At 37.0% G+C, this 26,296-nt stretch carries 24 protein-coding genes and 6 pseudogenes; 4 read left to right on the plus strand and 26 right to left on the minus strand.

Annotated elements, in window-relative coordinates:
- Nucleotides 1–50 precede the first annotated feature (50 nt).
- The 22 genes and pseudogenes from ACLKMH_RS24470 to ACLKMH_RS24575 form a co-directional block, all read right to left on the minus strand.
- Nucleotides 51–554: a YgjV family protein gene (locus ACLKMH_RS24470; protein ID WP_413700331.1), complete on the minus strand. Its 504-nt coding sequence runs from the start codon at nucleotides 552–554 to the stop codon at nucleotides 51–53.
- Complete coding sequence (locus ACLKMH_RS24475) at nucleotides 551–901, minus strand: EamA family transporter (protein ID WP_413700332.1); 351 nt, start codon at nucleotides 899–901, stop codon at nucleotides 551–553. The genes ACLKMH_RS24470 and ACLKMH_RS24475 overlap by 4 nt, the downstream gene beginning before the upstream one ends.
- On the minus strand, nucleotides 867–1,436 hold the full coding sequence (locus ACLKMH_RS24480) for an EamA family transporter (RefSeq protein ID WP_413700333.1): 570 nt from the start codon (nucleotides 1,434–1,436) through the stop codon (nucleotides 867–869). Before ACLKMH_RS24480 ends, ACLKMH_RS24475 begins: the two co-directional genes overlap by 35 nt.
- Before the next feature lie 98 nt (nucleotides 1,437–1,534).
- Complete coding sequence (locus ACLKMH_RS24485) at nucleotides 1,535–2,734, minus strand: M24 family metallopeptidase (protein ID WP_413700334.1); 1,200 nt, start codon at nucleotides 2,732–2,734, stop codon at nucleotides 1,535–1,537.
- A 610-nt stretch (nucleotides 2,735–3,344) separates the two neighbouring features.
- Nucleotides 3,345–3,485 (minus strand): hypothetical protein, encoded by a 141-nt coding sequence (locus tag ACLKMH_RS24490; RefSeq protein ID WP_413700335.1) that lies wholly within the window; start codon nucleotides 3,483–3,485, stop codon nucleotides 3,345–3,347.
- Between the two features lie 707 nt (nucleotides 3,486–4,192).
- A complete protein-coding gene (locus ACLKMH_RS24495; protein ID WP_413700336.1) occupies nucleotides 4,193–4,327 on the minus strand; it encodes a hypothetical protein in 135 nt (44 codons plus the stop codon).
- Between the two features lie 330 nt (nucleotides 4,328–4,657).
- Complete coding sequence (locus tag ACLKMH_RS24500) at nucleotides 4,658–5,506, minus strand: DUF5718 family protein (protein ID WP_413700337.1); 849 nt, start codon at nucleotides 5,504–5,506, stop codon at nucleotides 4,658–4,660.
- A gap of 4 nt (nucleotides 5,507–5,510) precedes the next feature.
- Complete coding sequence (locus tag ACLKMH_RS24505; protein ID WP_413700338.1) at nucleotides 5,511–6,008, minus strand: M20/M25/M40 family metallo-hydrolase; 498 nt, start codon at nucleotides 6,006–6,008, stop codon at nucleotides 5,511–5,513.
- Nucleotides 5,992–6,738, minus strand: coding sequence for a hydantoinase/carbamoylase family amidase (locus ACLKMH_RS24510; RefSeq protein WP_413700339.1), 747 nt, complete (start codon nucleotides 6,736–6,738; stop codon nucleotides 5,992–5,994). The genes ACLKMH_RS24505 and ACLKMH_RS24510 overlap by 17 nt, the downstream gene beginning before the upstream one ends.
- An 18-nt stretch (nucleotides 6,739–6,756) precedes the next feature.
- Nucleotides 6,757–7,985 (minus strand): annotated as a pseudogene (locus ACLKMH_RS24515) (pyridoxal-phosphate-dependent aminotransferase family protein).
- A 21-nt stretch (nucleotides 7,986–8,006) separates the two neighbouring features.
- Nucleotides 8,007–9,563: pseudogene (locus ACLKMH_RS24520) on the minus strand (gamma-glutamyltransferase family protein); the annotation flags it as partial.
- A complete protein-coding gene (locus tag ACLKMH_RS24525) occupies nucleotides 9,563–9,760 on the minus strand; it encodes a hypothetical protein (protein ID WP_413700340.1) in 198 nt (65 codons plus the stop codon). The gene ACLKMH_RS24525 and the pseudogene ACLKMH_RS24520, both read right to left, overlap by 1 nt.
- Nucleotides 9,761–9,869: 109 nt before the next feature.
- Complete coding sequence (locus tag ACLKMH_RS24530; protein ID WP_413700341.1) at nucleotides 9,870–10,742, minus strand: amidase family protein; 873 nt, start codon at nucleotides 10,740–10,742, stop codon at nucleotides 9,870–9,872.
- Between the two features lie 5 nt (nucleotides 10,743–10,747).
- Nucleotides 10,748–11,758, minus strand: a complete 1,011-nt coding sequence (locus tag ACLKMH_RS24535) for a bile acid:sodium symporter family protein (protein WP_413700342.1) — start codon at nucleotides 11,756–11,758, stop codon at nucleotides 10,748–10,750.
- A 75-nt stretch (nucleotides 11,759–11,833) separates the two neighbouring features.
- Nucleotides 11,834–12,652, minus strand: coding sequence for a MurR/RpiR family transcriptional regulator (locus tag ACLKMH_RS24540; RefSeq protein WP_413700343.1), 819 nt, complete (start codon nucleotides 12,650–12,652; stop codon nucleotides 11,834–11,836).
- A 57-nt stretch (nucleotides 12,653–12,709) separates the two neighbouring features.
- A complete protein-coding gene (locus ACLKMH_RS24545; RefSeq protein WP_413702469.1) occupies nucleotides 12,710–13,438 on the minus strand; it encodes an amino acid ABC transporter ATP-binding protein in 729 nt (242 codons plus the stop codon).
- Nucleotides 13,439–14,074, minus strand: a pseudogene (locus ACLKMH_RS24550) (amino acid ABC transporter permease); the annotation flags it as partial.
- 11 nt (nucleotides 14,075–14,085) lie between these two features.
- Nucleotides 14,086–14,754 (minus strand): amino acid ABC transporter permease, encoded by a 669-nt coding sequence (locus tag ACLKMH_RS24555; protein WP_413700344.1) that lies wholly within the window; start codon nucleotides 14,752–14,754, stop codon nucleotides 14,086–14,088.
- A gap of 21 nt (nucleotides 14,755–14,775) precedes the next feature.
- Nucleotides 14,776–15,393: pseudogene (locus tag ACLKMH_RS24560) on the minus strand (transporter substrate-binding domain-containing protein); the annotation flags it as partial.
- Between the two features lie 481 nt (nucleotides 15,394–15,874).
- A pseudogene (gene edd / locus ACLKMH_RS24565) lies at nucleotides 15,875–17,670 on the minus strand (phosphogluconate dehydratase).
- A 38-nt stretch (nucleotides 17,671–17,708) separates the two neighbouring features.
- Complete coding sequence (locus tag ACLKMH_RS24570) at nucleotides 17,709–18,254, minus strand: gluconokinase (RefSeq protein ID WP_413700345.1); 546 nt, start codon at nucleotides 18,252–18,254, stop codon at nucleotides 17,709–17,711.
- Nucleotides 18,255–18,604: 350 nt separating this feature from the next.
- Entirely contained in the window at nucleotides 18,605–19,636 is a 1,032-nt protein-coding gene (locus ACLKMH_RS24575; RefSeq protein WP_413700346.1) for a substrate-binding domain-containing protein, read from the minus strand.
- A gap of 644 nt (nucleotides 19,637–20,280) precedes the next feature.
- Here ACLKMH_RS24575 and ACLKMH_RS24580 point away from each other — a divergent pair.
- The gene (locus tag ACLKMH_RS24580; protein ID WP_413700347.1) at nucleotides 20,281–21,045 is read left to right on the plus strand and encodes an SDR family NAD(P)-dependent oxidoreductase; all 765 of its coding nucleotides are present in this window, start codon (nucleotides 20,281–20,283) and stop codon (nucleotides 21,043–21,045) included.
- Nucleotides 21,046–21,112: 67 nt separating this feature from the next.
- Here ACLKMH_RS24580 and ACLKMH_RS24585 read toward each other — a convergent pair whose 3' ends face one another.
- From ACLKMH_RS24585 to kduD, 3 genes and pseudogenes are all read right to left on the minus strand, one after another.
- On the minus strand, nucleotides 21,113–21,754 hold the full coding sequence (locus ACLKMH_RS24585) for an RpiB/LacA/LacB family sugar-phosphate isomerase (protein ID WP_413700348.1): 642 nt from the start codon (nucleotides 21,752–21,754) through the stop codon (nucleotides 21,113–21,115).
- Between the two features lie 80 nt (nucleotides 21,755–21,834).
- A complete protein-coding gene (locus ACLKMH_RS24590; RefSeq protein WP_413700349.1) occupies nucleotides 21,835–22,347 on the minus strand; it encodes a YgjV family protein in 513 nt (170 codons plus the stop codon).
- Nucleotides 22,348–22,374: 27 nt separating this feature from the next.
- A pseudogene (gene kduD, locus ACLKMH_RS24595) lies at nucleotides 22,375–23,135 on the minus strand (2-dehydro-3-deoxy-D-gluconate 5-dehydrogenase KduD).
- Between the two features lie 226 nt (nucleotides 23,136–23,361).
- Between kduD and ACLKMH_RS24600 the strand changes: the two are divergent.
- The 3 genes from ACLKMH_RS24600 to ACLKMH_RS24610 all read left to right on the plus strand — a co-directional run bounded on the left by ACLKMH_RS24600 (nucleotide 23,362) and on the right by ACLKMH_RS24610 (nucleotide 24,766).
- Nucleotides 23,362–23,823: a helix-turn-helix domain-containing protein gene (locus tag ACLKMH_RS24600; RefSeq protein WP_413700350.1), complete on the plus strand. Its 462-nt coding sequence runs from the start codon at nucleotides 23,362–23,364 to the stop codon at nucleotides 23,821–23,823.
- Nucleotides 23,792–24,151, plus strand: a complete 360-nt coding sequence (locus tag ACLKMH_RS24605; RefSeq protein WP_413700351.1) for an IclR family transcriptional regulator C-terminal domain-containing protein — start codon at nucleotides 23,792–23,794, stop codon at nucleotides 24,149–24,151. The genes ACLKMH_RS24600 and ACLKMH_RS24605 overlap by 32 nt, the downstream gene beginning before the upstream one ends.
- Before the next feature lie 150 nt (nucleotides 24,152–24,301).
- A complete protein-coding gene (locus ACLKMH_RS24610) occupies nucleotides 24,302–24,766 on the plus strand; it encodes a chemotaxis protein CheX (protein WP_413700352.1) in 465 nt (154 codons plus the stop codon).
- Between the two features lie 64 nt (nucleotides 24,767–24,830).
- Here the strand turns inward: ACLKMH_RS24610 and ACLKMH_RS24615 are convergent, their stop codons facing one another.
- Nucleotides 24,831–25,268: a universal stress protein gene (locus ACLKMH_RS24615; protein WP_413700353.1), complete on the minus strand. Its 438-nt coding sequence runs from the start codon at nucleotides 25,266–25,268 to the stop codon at nucleotides 24,831–24,833.
- Nucleotides 25,269–26,296 lie beyond the last annotated feature (1,028 nt).

A 26,296-nucleotide genomic window follows, 5' to 3' on the forward strand; every position in this document is an offset into this window, starting at 1 on the left:
TCTGGGCTGACGCTTATTAATGTTACACAACAGAAGCTGAACACGCTCTCTTAGTTAGCCGATGATTGTTTATAATAATAGCGATAATAACCAATTACGTTACTGCTAATAAACAAAGCTTCCATCATAACCGCAGTCGGTGATCCGACTAAATAGTTGTGTACTAGCCAAAGCATAGTGCCAACAATCATTAGTTCCCTGAGCCTTTTATCATCTTCATTAAATGCGGCAATAGTTTGAAAAAATGCTCCTAAAAAACCAATGATGCTCACTATGCCTGAATAAGTTAATGTCGCTGACACAGCAGAGGCGAAACAAAACAAGTACTTTAACTTTGCAGAAGTGGAAAACAAACTGGCTAAATAACGAAGAGTTGCTATCGCCATTAAACTAGTCGCAGTCCATTGCTCAAGCAAATAAAAATGACTCGCAATTAAAGAAACAGCAAAAAAAAGACAAGCGACTATTTTTCGCCTGTCTTTAAATTGAAAAGACATCAAATCAAACCCTATTGCTATTACAACTAGGGCTTGCGAGATATAAAAGGGAGTCATTGTATGCTCGTAAGTGCTTCTGAAGAAACTTGTATTTTTCTATTGCGCTTCTCAATATATGGGCCTAATGATGCCCCGCCAATTACCAATACTAAAGTAACAATATGAACAAGCTTTAAAGTGACAGCAGGAATAAACAAAGCCATAAATACCACAGATAATAAGGGAGTTAGGTATGCAAGCGCGCCAATCAGCCTAGGATCTCCATTACGAATCGCATAATCCCAACTATAAAAACTTAACCCCATTGGACCTAAGCCAAGTAATATAATGACAATGGTATCGCTACCTGAAATCGATATTTCTTGTATATTATTTGTTAATGCATAACAACTCAGTGCAATCACACCAGATATCAAACAGAAAGCGTACCACTGCGGATAAAGGTAGTTGCGAATAACGGCGGTTAGATAAGGTATAAAATGCCCACAAAAGTGCGACGATAAAAGCTTCGCTATATCCAAACCAATCTTCAGTATTAAATACCACAGACTCTTGCGAAAGCGTTAATATAACACCAACAAACCCGAGTCCACCTCCGATAATATGTCCCAAGTTAAGTGATGATTTACTAAAAAATGGCGTTCCAAGGACAATAAATAAAGGCCAAAGGTATTGGATCATATTCACGCTCATTGAAGGTGCTCGAGAAAATGCATCAAATAATAAATAGTGATATCCAAACATACCAATAACCGCACTCAGCCAAACAGTTAAAGGAAGTTTCCACTGTCTCCAATATTTCAAACCGGGTAACGAAGCAATGATTAATACCAGACCAACTGATAATAAAGAAGGTATGTGATTAATAGATACAGTAAGTGTAGCCAAAGAAGACCACATTAATATCGTTACGACTGCACTAATATTCGCTTTATTCATACTGACCTCAAGGGAAAGGATTAGATTGTTTTTAATGGGGGCAATACACTAAGCACAGACTTATGTATTGCCAAACTAGACTGAACAAACAATTAATATTAAGTAATGATATTGTGTTCAGGACCAAAACCAAAGCCAGTAATATTTTCACTTCCGTTTTCATTAAGCACTAATATGTCATGCTCACGATAACCTCCTGCACCAGGCATGCCCTCAGGTAGCATCAGCATAGGCTCCATTGAAACAACCATGCCAGGTTCAAGAACAGTTGTAATATCTTCACGTAATTCCAAGCCCGCTTCACGTCCATAATAATGGCTTAATACACCAAAAGAATGTCCGTAACCAAAGGTTCGATAATCCAGTAACCCATAACTTTTATAAATTTCATTAAGCTCTAGGGCAATATCACAACAACGAGCACCAGGTTTAATTAATTCCAAACCACGACGGTGTACTTCACAGTTAATATTCCAAATGCGTAATTGCTCATCAGAACAGTGGTCTAGAAATAAAGTTCGTTCTAATGCGGTGTAATAACCAGCAATCATTGGAAAACAATTAAGACTTAAAATATCGCCCTTTTGAATATGGCGACTAGTAACAGAATTATGCGCTCCATCGGTATTAATACCAGACTGAAACCAAGTCCAAGTATCACGTAATTCTATGTGAGGGAAAGAAAGTGCGATTTCTCGTGTCATTGCAGTATTAGCGACAAGCGCAACTTCAAACTCCTGAACATTTTCAGCAATGGCGACAGTGCAAGCAGCTCCGCCAATATCGGCAATGCGTGCACCATGTTTAATCAATTCGATTTCTTCAGCAGACTTAACCATTCTCATCTTCATCACATCTGCATGGACATCAAAAAATTGCACCATTGGTAGTGCTAATTTCAGCTTTTCAAGTTGCTGTATTGATAAATGATCAGCCTCAAAACCAATTCGCTTTTCATTACCTATCAGAGATTGAACCGCTTTATAATAATTGTCTTTTTGCCAGTCTGTATAAACTAAATTTTCGCCAAAACTACGTCGATGACCCAAGCCACCATCAATATTTGCAGAGATACTCACTGAACGATCTTGCGTTACCAATAACCCATAGGAACGACCAAAAGAACAATAAAAGAAATCACTATAATAATTAACATTGTGATAAGACGTGAATAAAATGGCGTCTAGTCCTTTCTCCGCCATCATCTGTCTTAGCTTAGCTAAACGAGATTGCATCTCTAGTGGAGAAAAAGTGCCTTTAACTTTATTACCATTGCGAATTTCTAAAATATTTTTCATGTCTAAGCCCTCTTAAAAAGTAGATAAGGCATCATTAAATAAATATTGAGACTCAACAAACAGTAATTTCTAATGAATATATAACCTCAACTTATCCTTGCATAAGAATATTTTCATTTGCGCATTAATAGTGATTTTAATAATGAATTAAATTAACAGAAATAAGAATAGCGGGCGTAAAAACCACTAGATAATTTTTAAAAAATTACTGAAAGCGCATTAAATTAAAAAATGTTTAATAAGATAGGTTGAACTCAGTTGGACAATGGACTAATTAAGTTTGTAGGAGTTAATAATACAGCAGTAAATAAGTCAGATAGTTAAGTGCAGAGATTAATAATACAGGAGTCAATAATTGAAGTGGTTAGTTGTTGAAATTAAGCTTGCAGAAAGGTGCTAGAAATAGAGCGAAACACAGTGATAAATAATTATTCACTTTGATTCTATTGAATAATCTATATAGCTAGCACCAAATTTATGCGAGACATTAAATTAAACCTTATTTTTATTATAGTAAGTCAAGATCTTTCATCTGAAATTAGATGATTGGATTTTATCTCACCAAAAAAGACAATGTAAATGTAAAACAAAAAATCCCTTTCAGGACTTTTTATTTTGATTTTTTTGCTTTTTTAGTAAGTTTACTAAATAAAGTTGATGTAAGAGATGGTTTGTCCCATTCTTTTTGAACTTCATCAAAGTTAATTTTGTTTAGTGACCATGCTGTCATTAGACCGTATCCGTATTCCATAATAGTTCCTTAATCATTATCTGATTGTTAGTTAATTGTTATGCGCTTTATCTTTGGCGCGTTTTAATATTACGAAAAAGTGTGACTTAGGTCAACATAATAATGAAATTATTTATAATATTTTTAAAATAAAGAAAAAACAGTTCTTTTATTACAAAATAATTGCAATAAAGTTACATTTTCATTGAATTTTAAGCAAGTATCGCTTTTTATTGGCCATAGAAATGAAATTAAGCAACAAAGAATAAATAAGAACTAACAACTCCAACAAAAACGAGGCGCAAATCACGTTAATGAAAAATTATTTTTTTATTGAAAATTCTTGCCCAAATAATTTAAAACATTATGTCTTATCAACAATGAGTAGAGTTGAAAGGAGATCTAAACATCAATCTGAAAAGAACTACGCCAGATAGTTTATGAAAACGAGAGTGTGGTGAAATTTTAAATCTGACTTTTAAAGGGGGAATTTTATTAAAATTAATACAGAGGAAAGATGCTAGTAATTAGAGAAAATATAGAAATCAGTCATATTACCTTTGATTTCATTGAATAATTTATATTACTAGCACCATATTTATGTGAGACATTAAAATCAAACCTTTATATTATCATAAACAAAAATCTTTCATCTTAAGCTAAGGTGGCAGATCTCAGCAAAACACAGTATAAATATAAAACAAAAAATCTTTAACCGACTTTTTATCTTATTTTTTTACTTTTTTAGCAAGTTTCTTAAACAAAGTTGGTGCTAATGATGCTTTACCTAGCTCTTTTGTAGATTCACAAAAGTTGATTTTATTTATTGACCATGCTGTGATTAAAACGTAAATATATTCCATAATAACTCCTTATTCTTGTCTAAATGTTAATTAATTGTAGTAAACACTATCTTTAGTGCGTTTTAATATTACAAAAATATGTGACATACATCAATATAATAATACAATTATTTATAGGTAGACCAGAAATAGTTATTTTATTACAGGATTATTAAGACATAAGATAAACAAAAAATATGAAATTATGCCTGGATGGGAAATTTTTAGGTATTGGGTTATTTATTTAATTATTTTAACAAAGAAGGATATGGCAGGAAAATGATGAGGAACTAAGCATTATCCGCAATGATGACCATTCACATAAGTGAATTAATCATCAAAGCATTAACCTTAATTAATATGTTGATGTAAGAAGATCATTTTTTCATTAGACAACTTATTTAAGTCCTTGTCATACTCTAACAAGCTAACCACATCTGCTAGTGCATAAGTACGACTATCATATAAAACCACGGCTGTTTGATCGCCCGAAAACAGCTGGTGTGTTTCCCCATAATTGCTATAACGCGTAGAGCCTATTGAAACAATAATGTTTTCAGGGCAACCTGTTTGAGTAAGTAGCTCTTGGATATTATGCAGTAATGCGTGTTCCTGTTGAGTTTGAATTTGTGTTTTTAGCCAATCTAATATTTTTTCATAAAAGTAACTGTAGTCATTTAAAGCGACATCATCGCCACACAGTTGCCACTTATCATGATGTTTATGAAACCCACACAGGCGAAAATGATCTAATTGGCATCCTGAAGTAAAGCTATCTATTTCGATTTCATAATTAGCAAGCCCTTTAGATAAAGCTCCCCAATTTTTCTTTTGTGCTAATTTAGTAATGTTGGCATTACGATAAGTTGCATCATTAATAACACTAATTGAAATAGCCCTTAAACCCGTAATTTCGCCCTGTTGCCCATAAGTTAGGGCAAGTTTCAAAGCAAGCTCAGGTTCCATTTGCACTTTAGCATTCACTGTTTTAGGCAAACTTAAGTGAGTTTCTGAATAAGGGAGCTCCGATAAGTATTTTTCCTCTGCATTTGGTATATAAAATGGAAACAGTGCCTGTGGCTTATTAATGTCTCCTATTTTAGTTAAACCTTTGCTCTCTCCGGTTTGTTGTATGTGACCAGCAGAATTGCCGACAATACCTAACCCTAATAGAGGCTCCATTTTGCTTTTATTAGGCATAGTCTTATTTCTCCGCTACCACTTGTATCATGTCAACTAAGCATTTTAATGCAATATCCACATCAGCGACCATTACTTGCTCACGCGGGTGATGGCTAATACCTTTTTCACAACGAACAAATAACATGCCGATATCAGTTATATTGGCAATCATCATCGCATCGTGTCCTGCACCGCTATGCAACAAGCAAGCTTCTTTCTCAGTTTGCTTTTCGACCACATCAGCCCACTGTTGTTGTAATGTTTCACTATAAGGCACAGCTTCTGCTTGATAAAAGACTTCATTGTGTAATAGCAAATTTCGTTGTGTCGCTATTTTTTCTAACTTATTTAATAATTCAGCACAGCAAGACTCTAAGATTGTTTGTTTCTGACTGCGGATATCAAGCGTAAAATGTACTTCACCGGGAATAACATTGACTGCGCCAGGTTTGACTTCACACTTGCCTACCGTCGCCACAATTTCATTTTCTTGTGCAAAACTTTCAATCGTGGAAATCATTTCTGCTACGCCACACAGAGCGTCTTGACGTAAGTCCTGGGGAACTGGTTCCAGCATGCCCCGCCATGCCTTTCACTTTAAGTTGAAAGCGTTTTGCACCTGCTATAGCCGTCACCACACCCACAGCAAGATCTTTGCTTTCTAAAACAGGCCCTTGCTCTATATGAACTTCTAAGTAAGCAAGCACCTGCTCTTTTAAAGATTTATCTTGCCCGGCAAGCTCAGGATCCAAACCAAAATCAAGCATTGCTTGACCCATTGTGACCCCCTGACTATCTTCGATATCTAACCATTCAGGTTTAAAATGTCCAGCAACGGCACTCGAACCAATTAAGGTTGTATTAAAACGAGTTCCTTCTTCATCGGCAAAAGCAACGATATCAATATGGAAGGGAAAGTCATGATCAGATAATTGATTCATGGCTTCAATACCTAACAATATTCCTAAATTACCATCGTATTTGCCTGCATTTGCTACGGTATCACTGTGAGACCCAATAATAAGAGTAGGAAGTGTTGGGTTACTTGAAACCTTTCTTCCCCATTGATTACCAACACTGTCTTGCCAAGTTTGCAAACCTGCCGAAATCATCCACTGCGCAATCTGAGCATGTGCCTGTTTATGTTCTGGTGTTAAATAGGCACGCAATAAACCTTCATCCATTGCGCTAAATTCGACTAATTTATCAGCCTGATGCATTATTTTGCTGGCGACTTGATGTATTTCCATAGCAGATTTATCCCTATATTATTTAACGTAATGTTGCATGGCGACGATTACTGCTTGACCAGAGGAAATAGGCGCTTTGTATTTTAATAAAACCGCCTCTAAGGCGACCAAAGTGGTTAACACACATTCTTGACGTGCATTAAAACCCATTGTACCAATACGCCAAATTTTGCCGTGTAGAGGACCAAATGACGTACCAATTTCAATACCAAAACAATCTAATAGTTCCTGACGAACTTTATCGCCATCAACCTCTTTAGGAATATAAACCCCTACGACATTATTCATTTTATGTTTAAGGTTACCAAAGAGCTTTAACCCCATTGCTTGTAAACCATCAACCATTGCATCACCGGCTTGCTTATGGCGACTAATGACTTGTTCACTGCCCTCTTCTAGAAAAATACGAGCACATTCACGAGCGAGCATATAACATGCTAGTTGCTTCGGTATGATGATTTAAACGTTCCGGTCCCCAATAATCCATCACCATTGCTAAATCAAAATAATTAGATTGAATGATACGCCCTTCACCACTGTTGTGATGCTCCGCGCGGATACCTGCTTCAATATGTTTACGGCTATTAATCACTTCGGCACATTTATCACTCAAAGTAATTGGCGCACTGCCCGATGGCCCACCTAAACACTTTTGTAACCCGACTGAAACCGCATCCAAATGCCATTCATCAACTTTTAAATCATTACCCGCTACCGATGCGGTTGCATCACAGTAGAACCAGGACATCATAACGTTGACAGATTTCACCAATTTCAGCTAAGGGTTGATTCATTGTTGTTGATGTATCGCCTTGAACAGTCGCCAATAATTTAGGACGGAATGTTTTAATTGCCTCTTCGATCAACTCTGGAGGGCAAACTTCTCCCCACTCAATATCAATAGTTTTAACAACGGCACCAACACGTTGTGCTATTTCACAAAGAAGGTGACCAAAACGCCCCATTACTGGAATAAGTACTTTATCGCCAGGTTGTAAAACGGAAACCAAAACAGCTTCAATCCCCGAGCGAGCGGTACCATCAACCAACATGGTTTGCTTATTGTTTGTTTCAAAGACATCCCGATATAAACTTTGCACTTGATTCATATAACCTGTCATAACAGGGTCATATTGACCAACAAGCGCAAGAGAGAGTGCTTGATGAACGCGCGGATAGGCATTAATCGGCCCAGGTCCCATTAATAAACGATTAGGTGGGTTAAGCGTTTCAAACAGATTAGTCATTTTTTCTCCTAATAAACAGCAACCATCGCTTCGTGGGTCACTTGTTGCAATCGTGCGAGCTGTTGGTTGGTTAATATCTTCAAGTACTATCGCACCAGCATGTCCCATTAATTCATTGTTATCATTAACACGGCTAACTTCGTGGCCGAGTTGAGCAAGCGCTTCGCCATACTTCTGATAGAGAGTGTCTTCTAAACGTAAGTTATTAGTATCATCCCCCCAAGTTCGACCTAATAACCAGCGCGCTTGGTTAACAGATTGCGATAAATCCATTTGCTGATAAATATAACGACTAAATAAACAAGCTTGCGTTTGTGGTTGTCCTTCGCCTCCCATGGTGCCATAAACCATACGGCGCCCATCTTTAAGTTCCGCATAGGCCGGATTTAAGGTATGGAATGGTTTTTTACCCGCTTTAAGGACATTGTGATGATTTTCATCTAAGCTGAAACTTTTACCGCGAATATTCCAAACAATACCACTACTCGGTAATACGACACCTGAACCAAATTCCCAATAAATACTTTGAATAAAACTCACCATAGTGCCGTTTTTATCACTGCCACCCATCCAAACCGTATCACCAGGTTTGGCAACATGAGGCCATGGTAATGCTTTATCCATTGAGATTTTCTGTGCACATTCTTCTATTACAGAATCGCTTAACCATTCTTGAAGTGGTTTGCTAAGATGATCTGCATCTGTGATCTGCTGGTCACGAATAATAAAAGCTTGTTTAGTCGCCTCAACTAATAAATGAATATGATCACATTCACTAGAAGCTTGCTCGACGAGACGATCATAAATTGACAGGATCAATAGCGACGCAAGACCTTGTGTTGGCGCATCCAAGTTATACAAACGGCCTTTAGAAATATTCACCGCAAGCGGTTCCATTACCTTTGCTTGATAAGCATTAAAGTCGGCTAAGGTAAGTGGACTATTAGCCGAAGCAAGTTCAGTTGCCATGCTTTGCGCTAACTCACCTCGATAAAAGCTATCTAAACCTAATGTCGCTAGTTTCTTAAAAGTGTCCGCTAACGCTGGGTTTTTTAATGTATCGCCTAGCTTTAACACTTCTCCATTATTTGAAAATATTTTATTAAAATGGGTTTCTTCTGTTGTACGTGACTGAGTCTTTACACTTGCATCCACCAAGCTTTGCGTGATCTCAATACCTTGGCTCGCCGCATCAATCGCTGGCTGTAATAATGTTATTAAAGGTAAACCTGAATTATCTATTTCAAGTGCGTTTTGCCAACCTGAAATCGTTCCAGCCATGGTAATAGCCGCTCGGCCACCAGCCTCTGGAATTTCATTACCGTTATTGCGATAACTATCAACATCAATTTGGCTTGCGGCAGACTCACAGGCATCAATTGCAATAGGTGCTTGACCTGGTTTGCAAATCAGCCAAAAGCATCACCACCAATGCTGTTCATATGCGGATATTGAACTGAAATCATGGCGTACAGCTGCAACCATAGCTTCACTGGCGGTTCCACCAGCATTGAGAATAGATTGTCCTACTTCAGTTGCTTTGAAATGTGGTGCGGTAAAAGCTGATTGATATGTCATTACTTATCTCCTTGTAGCATTTTCCCTGTCACAAATAGCAGTTGCTCTTGATTAACTTGTCCCATTAATGAAAAGCCACAGGGGCCTTCTTGTAAGTCATGCATTGGCAAGTGCAATTGTGGAAAACCAGATAATCCGGCAATGCTTGTTAAACCCATAAGATTCGAGCGATAAGTGGCTAGCTCTTCGCCATCCATCGTCAGCTTTGGAGGCCCTGAAGGTGTTGTTGGTATAACCCATAAAAAGTTGTTTTGCTGTAGGTGCTCGGATAACTGTTGTGTGAAAATATCTTGTTTTGCTTGTGCATTAGTATATTGCGCGACGAGTGATCTTTCTCGACCAATTCACTCGATCTAGGATAGGTGCATCTAAACTATCACCATACTCATTTAACCAATCACTATGTTTTTGAATGATTTCAAAACCTTGTATGGTACGAAACAGCTCACTTAATTCATCGAGTTTCCATTGACCGACTTCTAAAAAGTCCCCAATTAATAATTCAATCCCAGCATCCTGACAGTATTTTTCTAATTGCGATAAGCGCGCTTGGCTAAAGTAACCTAGAAAAAGATTATCTAGGTATAACTGATCAACTTTGCCAGCGCTCGTAGGGTTAGGTAATAAGGCTTGGTATACCTGTTCTAAGCGCTGTAGGTTTTGACTAAAAATACCAGCGGTATCAAAACTAGCCGATAACTCAAAGCACTCGCTTAAATCAAATAGGCCTAAGGTTGGACGTAAACCATATAATCCACAATAACTTGCAGGCACTCTGATAGAACCACCTGTATCTGTGCCGATAGCAAAATCCACATCACCGCGGGCAACAGCCACTGCGCTTCCACTTGAGGAACCGCCAGGAATACAATCCGGTGCAACCGGATTAACTGGTGTGCCATAATGAATATTTTGACCATTTAAACTATAGGCAAGTTCATCGGTTTGCACTCTCCCTGCGCGACTAGCGCCTTGCTTGAGCAACTTAATAATTAATGGGGATGTCGCTGTAGCGACGTCATGAGTCTCTAACCATTTAGGATTACCTGCGCCTGTTTTATAACCCTCAAAATTAAACAGATCTTTAAAAACAAAACGTAAACCTGATAACGTGCCAGCTGACATGGGCGCTATATGGCTAGGCCCCTGTGCACAATAAACTTGAGTATCTTTATCCATGTCACTCATCCTTTATTTTTTTCTTCGGGATGCAAAGTTTCAGCAAGTTTTGCATAACGACTTGCTAATACTGCGCAATAGAATATTTGAATTGGGTGATAAAGCATGATCGGTAATAAAATCATTCCTAAACGAGGATCAGCACCAAAAATAACTTTCGCCATTGGTACACCAGTCGCTAGGGTCTTTTTAGTACCACAAAAAACAGCCGCGACTTCATCAGCGAGTTGAAAACCAAAGCAGCGAGCAGACCATTGCAAAAGGTGTACTACAAATAATAAGCATACTAAGCAGATAATAATCGATGTTAATAACAAAGAAATCGAGAAACTTGCCCAGATGCCATTAGCAACAGAATCACAAAATGCACTATAAACAATTAGTAAGATGACATATTTATCTATTTTATTAACAATCGATTTATGTTTCTGAGAAAACTCTAAAAGATAAGGACGTAATAATTGGCCAGCAATCATAGGTAATAATAATAACTTAGCAATCGCAAATACCGAGGCCATTAAATCCAGTTCAGCGCCTTCAAAACCCATAAATAATTGGATCAATAAAGGTGTAATAAATACGCCAAGAATACTGGATAAAGAGGCATTAAAAATTGCCCCTGGTACGTTACCTTTACCAACACTAGTCATCGCAACGGATGAAGAAATTGTGCTCGGCAAAACAAACAGGTAACAAAAGCCAAAGGCAAGTGCAACTGGCATATAAGCTAAAAAGGTTGAACCAAAGATTAACCAAATTAATGGATAAATAGCAAAGGTGGCGAGCTGAATAAAAATATGTAATCGCCAGTTAGAAACTCCCGCTTTGATGGCTTGAGGTGACAGACCTAATCCGTGTAAAAAGAACACAATGGCAACACCAATACTGGTTATATCACCAAGGTGTAAAACGCCATCTGAACGGCCTAAGTTAGGTGTCAGTGTTGCAAGGCCAATAGCGATAAGCATCCCTACTAAAAACCATTCTTTTTTAATTTTTTCGAGAAAATTGTTCATATTTTTAACTTCTTAATGTAATGTAATTAACTAATTTTTATATTAAATAACAGCGACTTATTAACTATAAAAGCATTATTCCAACTCATTTAGTTTGGAATAACTGGCACTTATTTCTCGAGTCACCTTTGAGGCTTCATGGTCTAAATAGAGATAAACTTTATTAACCAAATAGGCCACTAAACTCATAGGTACAGCATAACTATCTAAGGGTAATCGGTTATTCATGTGGCAAATTAATACTTTGCTGACTCGATCTGCATATTTCTGACCTGATTGATCTGTGATCAGTAAAACTCGTTGACCAGATAATTGATCAATAATATCAACAAAGTTTTTAACACGGCGACGAAGACCAATAATAATCACGAAGTCTTCATCTTCAATCGCCGTAATTTCTTCACCCAATGTTTGACCAGGTAAAGGTAATAAATCCACATCCTTTCTACACTGCATCAATTGCTGACGAAAATGCATCGCAACGGGGTAACTATTGCGATAACCAATAATTTTTACGCGCTTGGCAGTGGAAATTTGTTCAATTAAATCGCTATGATCTGCTTCACTTAATTGCGACCAAAGTTGTTCAAAGGATTTTAATTCCTCATGAAACACAGAATCGTCTATGCTACTTGTAAGAACAGGCACGCCACTATCACGTTCTGTCATCAACTCATTACGTAGAGCAAGGTGGTCGTCATAACCAAGTTGACGAATAAAGCAGCTGACACTTGCTTTAGAAACCAAACAGACCTCTGCAATTTCCCCCGTCGAAAGCATTAAAATTTTCTCAGGATTTAACTGTAAGTAATCAGCAATACGACGACTACTCGCTGTCAATTTAGGGTAATGTAAGCTGATACGCTCAGCCAGAGAGTTATTTGTTTTGGTCATTGCTTAACCCTTAGGATACGTTTTTATTTAATAGACAATACATGATTAATCGTCTTTCTACCTCACCGCAGACAAAAAGCTTTGTAACTCTGGAGTTTGAGGGTTAGCAAATACCTCTTCACTAGGCCCTGTTTCCCAAACTTTGCCTTGATTCATAAATACAACGCGATCACCTACATCACGAGCAAAGTTCATTTCATGTGTCACTAAAATCAATGTCATTCCCTCTGCTTTAAGTTGTTCTAAGACTTTAAGCACTTCACCAACAAGTTCAGGATCTAGCGCTGAAGTAATTTCGTCACAAAGCAACACTTTAGGTGACATTGCAAGAGAACGCGCAATAGCAACACGCTGTTGCTGACCACCAGATAAATTATTTGGAAAAGCATCAAATTTATCCGATAGTCCAACCTTTTCCAGTAAACTTTCCGCTAATTTTCTACTTTCATCTGGGGTTTTCTTCAATACTAACTTAGTTGCTAGCATGACATTTTCCCCCACCGTCATATGTGGAAAAAGATTAAAATTTTGAAACACCATACCAACCACTCGGCTCAATTGGCGCAACTTAAACTCATCATCCTCAACAGCTTGCATATCAACGGTAATAGCCCCTTCTTGGAATATTTCTAAGCCATTGATACAACGTAATAACGTACTTTTACCAGAACCACTTCGACCAATAATAGAAACGACCTCACCCGCTTTCACTTTTAAGTCAACCCCTTTAAGGACGTGGTTGTCGCCATAATATTTATGGACTTGAGAAATACTAACGAGTGACATGATTTTTTTCTCCAAATATTGGGCATACAAAGAAAGTGGGAAACAAATAAGAAAATATAGTAATGCTACAAGCGCAAATACTTTGAATGGTTGGAAAGTGGCATTATTTAGCATACTACCCGCTTTCGTTAATTCAACGAATCCGATAATAGAAGCCAATGCGGTGCCTTTTACTATCTGAACAGAAAAACCAACTGTTGGTGCAATCGCCATTGTCATTGCCTGAGGAAAAATGACATAACGCATCGTTTGCATATAGGTTAATCCAATAGTACGACAGGCTTCCCATTGCCCTTTTGGCAAGGCTTCAATGCAACCACGCCAGATATCATGAAAAAAGGCGCTACTAAATAACGTTAAGCTTAATATAGTCGCGGACCAAGCATTCACTTCAATCCCAACCAGTGAAAGTCCAAAAAACGCAATAAACAATTGCAATAACAAAGGTGTACCTTGAAATATTTCAACATACAATTTAATTGGCTTAACAAATACTTGACTGCGATGGCTACGTAATAAGGTTAAAATAACACCTAAAAGACCACCTCCAACAAACGCTAACAAAGAGAGTAAAACCGTCCAACGTGCGACCATTAATAAGTTTCTTAAAATATCCCAATCAGTAAATTGAACCATTATAGTGTTCCTTATAAAGAAGGGTTTTTAAACGCTCTTTGCTTAACAAAAGCAAAGATTTGACGCATAAGAATAGACAACATTAAATAAATCAATGCGATAGAAAGATAAGCTTCAAAACCTAAAAAGCTTCGTGATTGTGCAAAGTTAGCGACAAAAGTGAGCTCTTCAACAGAAATTTGCGACACTACTGATGAGCCTAACATGACAATAATACACTGACTGACCAAAGCAGGATAAACACGCTGATAGGCTGGTGGTAAAATAATATAAAGAAGGATTTGTTTGCGAGTTAACCCTAGAGTTTTCCCAGCTTCCCACTGACCTTTTGCTGTTGCTTCAATACCTGCACGAATAATTTCGGCACTGTAAGCACCTAAATTTATAATCATTGCAATTGAGCCAGCCTGCCAAGCAGATAATTTCAAACCAATAGCAGGAAGCCCAAAGAAAATAAAAAATAACTGTACGATAAAGGGCGTATTACGAATTACTTCAATGTAACTAATGCAGATAAAGCGCAAGCCCGACAATTGACTAATTCGCCCAATTGCGCAAAAAGTTCCTAATAACAATCCTAAAATAGTTGAAATTAAAGTAAGTTGGATTGTTGTCGACAAACCTGCCAGGAATTCTGGCAGGTATGGAACTAGGCCTGAAAAATTAAGCTGATAGTTCATATATGGTCCCTAAAATAGACATTAAAGGTTTGCAGGGAATGGTGCTTTTAACCATTTTTGAGACAAGCCTTCTAGAGTTCCTTCAACTTTTGCTTTAGCAATCAGACGATTAACTTCAGCAAGTAACTCCTCATCGCCTTTCATAACACCAACATAACAAGGTGAATTTTTAAGAAGGAATTTAGTCACTGGTGCTTTATCTGGGTAACGAGTAGCGATTTCTGTTACCACTAAGTTACCTGTTGCAATTAAACCAACTTGGCCAGATAAGAATGATGATAAAGTTGTATTGTTATCTTCAAAACGTTTAAGTACTGCAGTTTCAGGGACAATTTTACTTAGTTCAATGTCTTCAACAGAACCACGCGTAACACCTACTGTTTTACCAGCTAGATCAGTCGCATTAGAAACAGAAATATCCTCACTGCCAAAAACACCTAAAAAGAATGGTGCATAAGCCTCACTAAAATCAACAACTTTGGCACGCTCAGCATTCTTACCCATACTAGAAATAACAAGATCTACTTTTCCTGTTTGTAGATAAGGAATACGGTTTGCACTTGTTACAGGCACAAGCTGTAATTTTAAATTCATTTCTTCGGCAAGATAAGTCGCCATATCAATATCATAACCCTGTGGCTGAAGATCCGTACCGACACTACCAAAAGGAGGAAAGTCCTGCGGTACTGCAACTTTAAGGACTCCTCTTTTTGAAGCTCATCTAACTTTTCTGCTTGAACCGATTGCACTGATAATAAAACCGCGCGTACCATCATCACACTTGATATAATTTTTCCTAGTTTCATTTGAAAACACCTTTTATTAACGACAAGAATTGTAACACTCGTTTCACAAAAAGCAATTCATGTGCCAATTGAACCAAATTAAATTAAAACTAATAACATCAATAGGTTATATATTAACTTGGATTTATCAATAAGATACTTATCTTTATTGTGCAATAAATTAGTGCAGTCTCGCTCGATGATTGTGCAAGGATAAAATGGCTAAGTAAGGTTTAATCTGTGAAATGATGAGGGAGTCTTTTATGACTCCCTCATTATAATGTTGGTGATTACGGAGGAAGCTAACCTGTTAACTACTAGTAAGAATCAGGTTATTAATTAAATATGCTTGCGCCCGTTTCAGCACTTGAAACCGTTTTACGAAACAGTGCAAATAGCTCTCTGCCAGCACCGATATGTTGATGCTCTAAGCTAGGGTGAAAAGCCTCTCTTGCATTAATATCAGCTTTAACCAACAAGCTACCATTATTCGCATCTAAACAAATCATATCACCATCTTTAATCTTACATAATGGTCCGCCCTGTAGCGCTTCCGGTGTAATATGAATAGCAAGCAGGCACTTTGCCTGACGCGCCAGATAAGCGACCATCAGTTACTAAAGCAGTTTTAAATCCTGCTTTCATCACATTACCTAAAATAGGCATTAATTTGTGCAATTCAGGCATTCCATTTGCTGAGGGACCATTATGACGAACAACAATCACCACATCTAGATTTAACTTACCAGCCAAATAAGCAGATTCGACATCATGCTGAGATTCAAAAACCATTGCTGGTGCTTCAATAAAACGATTTTCTTCAGCAACCGCGCTAATTTTAATGACTCCACGGCCAAGATTACCATCTAGTACTTTTAAGCCACCTTGTTTACTAAAGGCTTTTCCGGGCGCAAGCAATCACCTTATCGTTAAGCGAATTAGAAGCAGGTACAAATTTAACTTTTCCATCTTGCAAAACAGGCTGTGTTAAATAATCTTTCATTTCACCAAAAACAGGTTTTGCGTCCATATTCAATAAATCGCGATCAGCCAACATTTTCATTAAGGTTGGCACGCCACCAGCCGCTTGGAAGGCATTAATATCTGCCGGGCCATTTGGATACATTAAGGTCAATGAAGGTACAACATTAGACAACTGATCAAAGTCATCCCAAGTGACGATTAATCCAGCGACACGAGCAATGGCAATCATATGAATGGTATGGTTGGTGCTACCACCAGAAGCCAACAGTGCCACTAGACCATTTACAATAGCTCGCTCATCAATCACCTCTGCAATAGGGCGATAATCGCTTCCCCCTGTGCAATCCTTGCCATATGTGTCGCAATCGTATCTGTTAATGCATGGCGCAATTCAGAATCTGGCGCTAAAAATGCAGAGCCAGGTAACATTAATCCCATTGCTTCAAATACCAATTGGTTGGTATTTGCAGTTCCATAGAAAGTACAAGTACCCGGAGAGTGATAAGCACTATTTTCCATGCTTTGTAGAGCACTTTTGTCTACTTCGCCCGCGACATATTGTTGGCGGACTTTTACTTTTTCTTCGTTTGATATGCCTGTTGCCATTGGTCCAGAGGGAACAAAGGCGCTTGGTAAATGCCCAAATGAAAGCGCGCCAATAATCTGCCCAGGTGCAATTTTGTCACACACGCCAAGTAATAATGTTGCATCAAATGTATTGTGGCTAAGTGCAATTGCCGTCGCTTGAGCAATAAGATCACGGGAAAACAAAGAAAGATCCATACCTGTTTGTCCCTGTGTCACGCCATCACACATAGCAGGAACCACCACCAGCAACTTGAGAACTATGACCTGCATTTTTTAATGCTAATTTAATTTGATCTGGATAATTTTGATAAGGTTGATGAGCACTTAACATATCATTATAGGCGGTTACGATAGCCACGTTTGCTCGTGTAAAATCAAGAATAGTCGATTTTTGTCCTGCGCCACAGGAAGCAACGGTATGTGCTAAATTGCCACAGGCGAGCATCGCCCTTTCTTTTCCTAGGTCAGCTTGTTTTTTGATACGAGATAAATATTCATTGCGTAATTGGCTACTGCGCAGTGCAATGTTTTTAGTAATTTGGAGAATAGTTTTATTCATAAGATACCTTAATCACTTGACTAAAATGAACAAGTGACTCAATTCACTTTACAGTTCCCTGATATTATATTTTGTATTGCCAGAGTACATCGCTCTAATACCTGTTCTTGGCTACCACGAATATCAATACGCACAACATTAACTTCATCTTCCTGCGGTATTTCTAATGTATCAAATTGACTATTAAGCAATTGAATTGGCATGAAATGCCCACGGCGTACTTGCATACGTGCCTTTACCAATTCAAAGTCACCATGAAGATATATAAAATTAATATTGGTATTACCTGCACTGATTTGTTGACGGTATTTTTTCTTTAAAGCAGAGCAAACAATAAAGGCAGTTTCATTTTTTCTTTGAATGCTATATGCGACATCACCAATTCTTTCTAACCACGGCACTCTATCTTCGTCTTCTAACGCATAGCCATTTTCCATTTTTAAGATATTAGCTTTTGGATGAAGATCATCGCCATCAATAAATTTAGCTAAGAATTTTTTCGCTAGAGCTTCGCCAATTGTAGACTTCCCAGTTGAAGAAACTCCCATAACAATGAATACTCGACCGGTTTGTTTTTTGCTCATTAATTTAATCCATATTATATATTTAACATTCACCATCATTAAAGTACAAGGAACACGACAAAAAGTTACGAGCAACATGTTACCCGTAACTATAATATCTGTAAATATTACATATTAATAACTGTTAACTAGGTTTGATATGCTAAATGTACATTGATTATAGAATTTAAAGAGAATTGAAAATTATTCTTTTTTAGTAACAGAGTGACCTTAAAATCTAAAATTACTTCTATACTAGAATTATATAAAGATACGAGATTAATCCCTGCTTAGTTTTTCTAAAAAATGATTTAAACAATGATAGTCATAGGAAAAGAAAGTAACTATTCACTTAAAAACCACTCTCAAGTTTAAAAGGTTTCACCTTCAGTAAGATTAAAGCCAAGATTATATATCTTCTTTTTATTAGCATTTCCTTCTATCGCATTAAGTAAAATATCGGCACTTGTCTCGCCAATTTCATAACGCGGAGTATAAATACTAGTAAGCCGAGGACTCACTGCTTGGCCAATATCTAAAGCATTATAACCAATGATACTGATAGTCTCTGGAATACTGATTTCTAGTTCATTACAAGCAAGAATGGTCCCAACAGCAATATCATCATTGGTACAAAGCACACCATCTAAATCGGCACAATCAGTTAATGCTCTGTTTAATAACTCCCTTCCCAGAGAAAAACTAGAATGCTCATGAGTTAAAAAGTGATGCTTTTGCAAGCCAAACTCAACCATCGCTCTATCATAGCCTTGCATCCTCAGTTTTGTTCTACTATCAAGTCGAGCACCAAAGTAAGCAACTTTTCGTTTCCCACTAGAAATCATATCCTTAGTTGCTGTATAGGCCGCTAATTCGTGATCTAAACCAACATTCATATCAATTGGGTTTTCGCAAATTTCCATGGATTCAACAATAGGAATTCCAACAGTTTTTAACATTTTCAGAGTTTTTTCTGTGTGCTGTGTGCCCGTTAAAATTAATCCGTCAACATTGTAGGATAATAAACTCGCAATTTTTCTTTCTTCTGCATCAACATCATAACCGTAATGTGAAATTAAGACTTCGTAGCCTCGCGCATTGGTAACAGACTCTATCCCTTGAGTAAAATTAGCAAAGACTTGATTTGATAAAGACGGCAGTAGAATTCCAATTGCCTTGCTTGACGCTTTAGATAACATTGCTGGTGCACGATTATGAATATAACCCGTATCTTCAACAGCTTGCGCTATTTTTATACGCGTTTTTTCTGCAACTAATTTAGGATCTTTTAAAAAACGACTTACAGTCATTTTAGTTACGCCAACTTGTTCGGCAATGTCTTTAAGCGATGGCCTTATTTTCTTTTTATTACTTGTTGTCTTTGTTAATTTATTGATAGTCATATTAAACGGGATATTTAACCTGATGATAGATTTTAAATGTTACTGTAACATAATTGATAATGCATAGGTTATTAGTTTATCTTCAGGATACAACCAGCATCACGTAACTGAATGATTATTCATAAATACTACAACTAATCTAATCCTTTCATAATTACTTAAAAATAAAGAATATAATTGAGGTCTTTTAACCTTATATAATTTTAATAATGTTGCTTTTGATAGTTTATTTTTAATAACCTAGAAAAATAACACAAAATTATAGGCATATTATTACAACAATTTTCCTTATGTTATCATCATACAATGGTGTGATATTCATCATACGATTAAAAAAATCACTGATGATGGTTCACAATCTGTTTTAGTTAGATATAGAATGTTACGGGTAACTTAATGTTGTTATTGCATAAAAGATGAGTGATAAAAAGTCGGCAATAAAACAAACAGATAGTCTTAATATTATAAAGTTATCATTATGGTCAGTGTAATTTCAGGACAAACATGGTGCAAATGTTTAAGACAATATTGACGGTAAAATAAGGCTTTATAAACTATAAAAATTATTAATTGAGTCATTAGTCTAGTTAGATAAAAAACTAAGCTACTTAAATAAACCAAGAAACTATTAAGGATATTGTGAAATGGGATGCTTAAAAGGCAAAAAAGTATTTATTACTGGGGCCGAACAAGGTATTGGCTTCTATTCTGCTAAAGAGTTAATTGAAGCGGGTTGTGATATCTATATCCATTACTTTAGTGGCACTGAAGGACCTGAAGAATTAGTTAAATTAGCTAAATCACTAGGTCAAAAAGCGACCTATGGATATGCTGATTTAAGAGATGATGTCGAGTCTAAAAAATGTGTTGATGAAGCGACTGAGTTTTTAGGTGGTATTGATGTACTAGTTAACAATGTCGGTGGCATTGTTGCACGCAAATGGCTTGAAGAAATTGATCATAAATTTTGGCAAACCGTCATCGATATTAATATGACAACGATGTTAAACGTCACTCAAGCGACTCTTCCCTACCTCAAAAAAGCCAATGAAGGTTCAAGTATAGTTAATCTTGCTTCTCTTGCAGGGCGCTCAGGCGGGCACTCAGGGTCATTGGTCTACTCCACGACTAAAGGAGCAGTTTTAACATGGACACGCTCTTTAGCGACTGAATTAGGTGAGTTTGGAATTCGTGTTAATGCCGTTGCACCGGGGTTAATTTTAGGCACACGTTTTCATGATCAACATACTACTAAAGAATCTGCCGATGAGACAGTTCGTGGTATTCCACTTAAAAGAGCTGGTACTTCAGAGGATGTTGCAAAGGTCATCAAATTCTTAGCTTCTGAATATAATGGTTTTGTTTCAGGTGCTACAATTGATGTTAATGGTGGTGTTTATCGCATGTAATTCAAACTAAAATGCAGATCAAATTGTTTCTTTGAAGAAACAATTTGATCTGACAAGTTACACAGCGTTATTTTAAAACAGATTTAACATAAGCTTCTATTTCAGCATCTTGGCAGTTATCAAAGAAACACTGTTGAAAACGCTCACCACTGACAGCAGTTTTAACTAACTCTGGATCAATTGCACTAAGCGTATCTAAATAATTTTCTTTCACTACAGTCGCTTTTACATCATTAAGAATACCCGCATTTTGTTGCTGTGGCACTGCACGCTCTAGAGGATAACCCATACCGCGCTCACCCGTTGTAAAAGCTTTCTCAAAGATATAACGTACATTTAATTCTGCACCCCAGCCATAGCCTTTAGCAAAGGCAAGCGCTAAGGCATTACCGTTATTAATTTGATTAAACAAAAAAGCATCTGATGGCTCTAAGCAATAACCACAGTTAACACCTGGGTGGATGTTTAAAGACATCATTGCACCTTGACCAGTTCCGCAACCCGCAACAACAAAATCTACAGCCTTAGAATTGATTAAAATACTGGCCATGATCCCTAAGTGAATATAAGTCAGATGATGATCATTTTCATCACACATACCAACATTAAATACCGTATCACCCTGTGGAATAACCACAGTATTTAATTCGTTTAATACCGTTGCATTTTTACCTGCCTGGCTATTTTCCATCATTAATGCAATTTTCATTTGAATCTCCTTTAATTTGTATCGTTTCAATTGTTCATGTTTAGTTATTTAATATATTAATTTTTATATTCGAGTTGGCTTTATATCTTAACAACAGATGAGTCTCCTTTGGATAATCGATAAATAGTTATTAAATTCATTGTTATTGCTGTCATTTCTAATAATGTACCACCGATAGATCCAACCAAAATATTATTAGTTAACCAGCAACAGGCGCCAAGTAAAAAGCCAATACGCATCTTGATGCCCTTCAGTACAAATAAAGTATAAGTACCAATAGCGGAACCTAAAACAGGCCAGAGTTGCCAGAGATGATCTGCAAGTGAAATCCCAGTTACCAAGGTGATGGTTATAAATATAAATGCAATTACCTTAGAAGAAGTTTTGATAGACAGCGCAGTTCGAAATACAGATAACAACGCACTAAAAGCGGATACGATAGAACCCAACAAAAAATAATGTAAAAGGTGATTAAGATTAAAAATTAACATGACTATTTTTAATCTTCTATCATCCCTTTGGTAGAAAGTTGATATACCAAGCGACAAACTTAGAAAGCCAAATGCCTGTGCAATAATTTCATCGGATGTCATGATATCTCAGCAATGAGCAGTTTATGATTAACGTGCTAACCAGCCACCATCAACAGCGAGGGTATAACCGTTAATGTAATTTGCGGCATCTGATGCTAAAAATACACAGGGGCCAGCAATATCTGCAGGTTTACCCCAGCGATTAGCAGGAATTCGTTCTAATATAGCGCGGTTTCTATCGACGTCAGCACGTAACGCCTCTGTATTATTGGTTTCCATATATCCAGGGGCAATAGCATTAACGTTAATATTATCCTTTGCCCATTCATTTGCCATTGCTCTTGTCATTCCCATTAATGCACTTTTCGACGCCGTATAAGAAGGAACCCGGATCCCACCTTGAAAAGATAACATTGAAGCAATGTTAATTATTTTTCCACCAGTTCCTTGAGCAATAAATTGTTTAGCGACCGCTTGAGCCATAAAAAAGACTGTTTTCGTATTTACATTCATGACGTCATCCCAATCTTGCTCTGAGAAATCGATCGCATCTTCACGGCGAATAATGCCAGCGTTATTAACTAAAATGTCAACTTTTCCAAATTTAGAAACAACTTGTTCAATGATACTAGGAATATCACCCTGCTCTAAAAGATCCGCACGAATATCTAAAAAGTATAACCCTCTGCAGTCATTAACTTGATAGTTTCTGCTGGTTCGTCGCGATTAACACCAACAACTTTACAACCTGCTTGTGCAAGTCCTAATGCCATAGCTTGGCCTAAGCCTGTATTACAACCAGTAACAATGGCAACTTTTCCAGTTAAATTAAATGACTCCAGAACCATCTTGGTACCCTCAAAATTGTTAAATGTAGAAATGACTTGTTATAAGATAATACGAAACAAACAGCTTTGCAAATATATTAAACCAGCATTTCATTTTTAATTTTATTACATGAAATACAACATCACAGTTAAATATTTCATTTTTTAAAACAGCTGTTTTAATAAAATTGAATAATGAAAACTGGCCCGTTATAATAGAATTTACAAATAATAATAAGGAATGATAATGGAAAAGACAGCTCAGCCAGAGGCAGTATCATCGGTATTGAAAGTCTTTAGTATTCTTCAAGCATTAGGCGAACAAAAACAAATTGGCGTATCAGAACTTTCGCAACGCCTAATGATGTCTAAAGCAACGACTTATCGTTTCCTTCAAACTATGAAAACCTTAAATTATGTTTCCCAAGAAGGTGAGACAGATAAATATGCACTGACCCTAAAAATGTTTGAACTTGGATCTAAATCATTACAGCATGTTGACCTTATCTCCTTAGCCGAGAAACAGATGCGCTACCTTTCAGAGCAAACTAACGAAACAATACATTTAGGCATGTTAGATGAAGGCTCTATTATTTATATCCATAAAATAGATTCAAGTTATAACTTAAGGATGCACTCAAGAGTAGGAAGAAGAAACCCATTACACACAACTGCAATTGGTAAAGTATTATTATCAGAAACGCGATGAAACATTTATACGTAATGCGTTTATTGACGTTGAATTTAAAAAAAGCACAGACAATACATTAGAAAATATTGAGCAACTTCTTGAGGAATTAAAAAAAGTAAAAGCGCAACATTACGGCGAAGATAATGAAGAGCAGGAACCAGGTTTACGTTGCATCGCAACCCCGGTTTATGATCGATTCGGAACAATTATTGCCGGAATTTCTATTTCATTTCCAACCATTCGTTTTGATGAAGAAAGCATGTCTCATTATGTAGACTTATTACATCAAGCTGGCAGAAAGATATCTGAAGAGTTAGGTTATAAAAAATATCCAATAAAAGAATGATCTACATTCCTGTGATAAATAACCCATTTTAACTGTAAGCAATGCTTGCTATGATTAAAAACTTAAATAAAGTATTAGAAGCACGTGGAATTTACTATAACTGCTTCTATAATTAGACTTTAATAAATTAATTATACAAGTGTATCTAATATGAATGCAGAATTTGTAAACCCTTTTTTATCCTCGTTTATTAATGTGCTTAAAACCATGGCACAAGTAGATATAAAACCAGGAAAGCCAAGCCTTAAAAAAGACGCAATTGCACGCGGTGATGTCTCCGGGCTTATAGGCATGGTAGGGCCAAATGCAAAGGGGTCTTTTTCTATTAGTTTTGACAAAGCATTAGCACTAAATGTATTTCGTTTAATGGTTGGTGATGAGCTTGAAGACATTGATGATGATATTACCGATATGCTAGGGGAAATCACTAATATGGTTGCCGGTGGCGCTAAATTACAACTAGGTGAGAAAGGTTTTGATTTTAGTATGGCAACACCTGTCGTCGTATCTGGGCCTTCACACACCATAAAACATCAAGTTGATGGTGCAAAAGTACTTATGCCGTTTACCTCAGAACATGGTACAGCTTTTATTGAAATCTGTTTTAACCAATAGCGATAACCCACTTAAAAAACGCAAATTATCGCTTAATTGACAGTAATAGTATCAATCAAAGACTTTATTCTAATTGCACAATAAATACATCCGTTATAGAAGCATTTACTATTTTAGGCAACGAAGATAAAAATCCGGTCCAAAAGTTATGGTGATGGTGCCCGCAAACCAATAAGTCAGCACCTAACTCCTTCACTTCTTCCTGTAATTTTTGTGGTATATCACCAGTCAAATAAAAACAATTATCGATATGATAATCTACACTATCAGCTAGATCTTGCAGTTGTTGGCGATGTTTTTCAGCTAAACTTAAATCAGGCTCTATAGTTGCAAATTGATATTCATCATAGCTCAAAGCTGTATTATTTAAAGACTGTGATAAATCAACAAATACAAATGAAATTTTAGCCTCACTGATACGAGCGATTGATATCGCTTTTCTGATTAGTAAATTGCTAGACTCAGATAAATCCACAGCAACTAAAATATTTTTATAGTTCATAATATCCACCTTACTGTTAGAGTAATATAACTAATACCAATCATAATAATTAGTGGATCTGTTTTGCCTGTTAAAACAAGCTATATCCGCATTTAAAGCCTTTTAAAAGAAATAACCATTTACAATAACTTACAGCATAAATAAGCTTTTCTCTGCGTAATATTTGATCATTAAATTAACGGAATTGGTATTAAAATAACCAAATAGGTATTGATTTAAACCATCCTCATTTATTATTTTAGATCATACTAAAACTTATCTAGCATTAAAAAACACTTTCACTTCACAATATCAAGGTTTAAATATTTACATTATAAAAAGTACATTTTTTGCTGTACCTTTTCTCACGCAAACTGTCATTTAAAATCATATCGAAAGCCTATTATTCATTAAGCATCATTTGAGTGATATTGCCCTACTCTTAACATGACTCATTACACTAAAGCCCTAAAACGAAAAAATCCCTGCAGACAAAGTCAACAGGGATTGTTCGTATTAGGCGCTTGGCGATGGGTGGGCATTGTTCGTCCCCTTGCCTTCGGCAAACTCACCCTACTATCACATGTTTTGATTCTGCCTACGGCGGGCTATTAACCTTCCCCATGCGTGAGTAGGTCAATTCAAAAGACGTAATAATGAAAAAACCCACCCTTCTTTCGAAGGATGGGATTTATCGGTATTAGGGGCTTGGCGATGGAAAGTCGTCGCAGAGCTCCTCCGCTCGTGAGCCTTGCCTGTCGGCAAACTCGCCCTACTCTCTACGTAGGTCCTCGCACTAAAGCCCTAAAACGAAAAAATCCCTGCTGACAAAGTCAACAGGGATTGTTCGTATTAGGCGCTTGGCGATGGGTGGACATTGTTCGTCCCCTTGCCTTCGGCAAACTCACCCTACTGTCACATGTTTTGATTCTGCCTACGGCGGGCTATTAACCTTCCCCATGCGTGAGTAGGTCAATTCAAAAGACGTAATAACGAAAAAACCCCACCCTTCTTTCGAAGGATGGGGTTTATCGGTATTAGGCGCTTGG

The organism is Psychromonas sp. KJ10-10 (assembly GCF_047323245.1).
Taxonomy (GTDB): Bacteria; Pseudomonadota; Gammaproteobacteria; order Enterobacterales; family Psychromonadaceae; genus Psychromonas.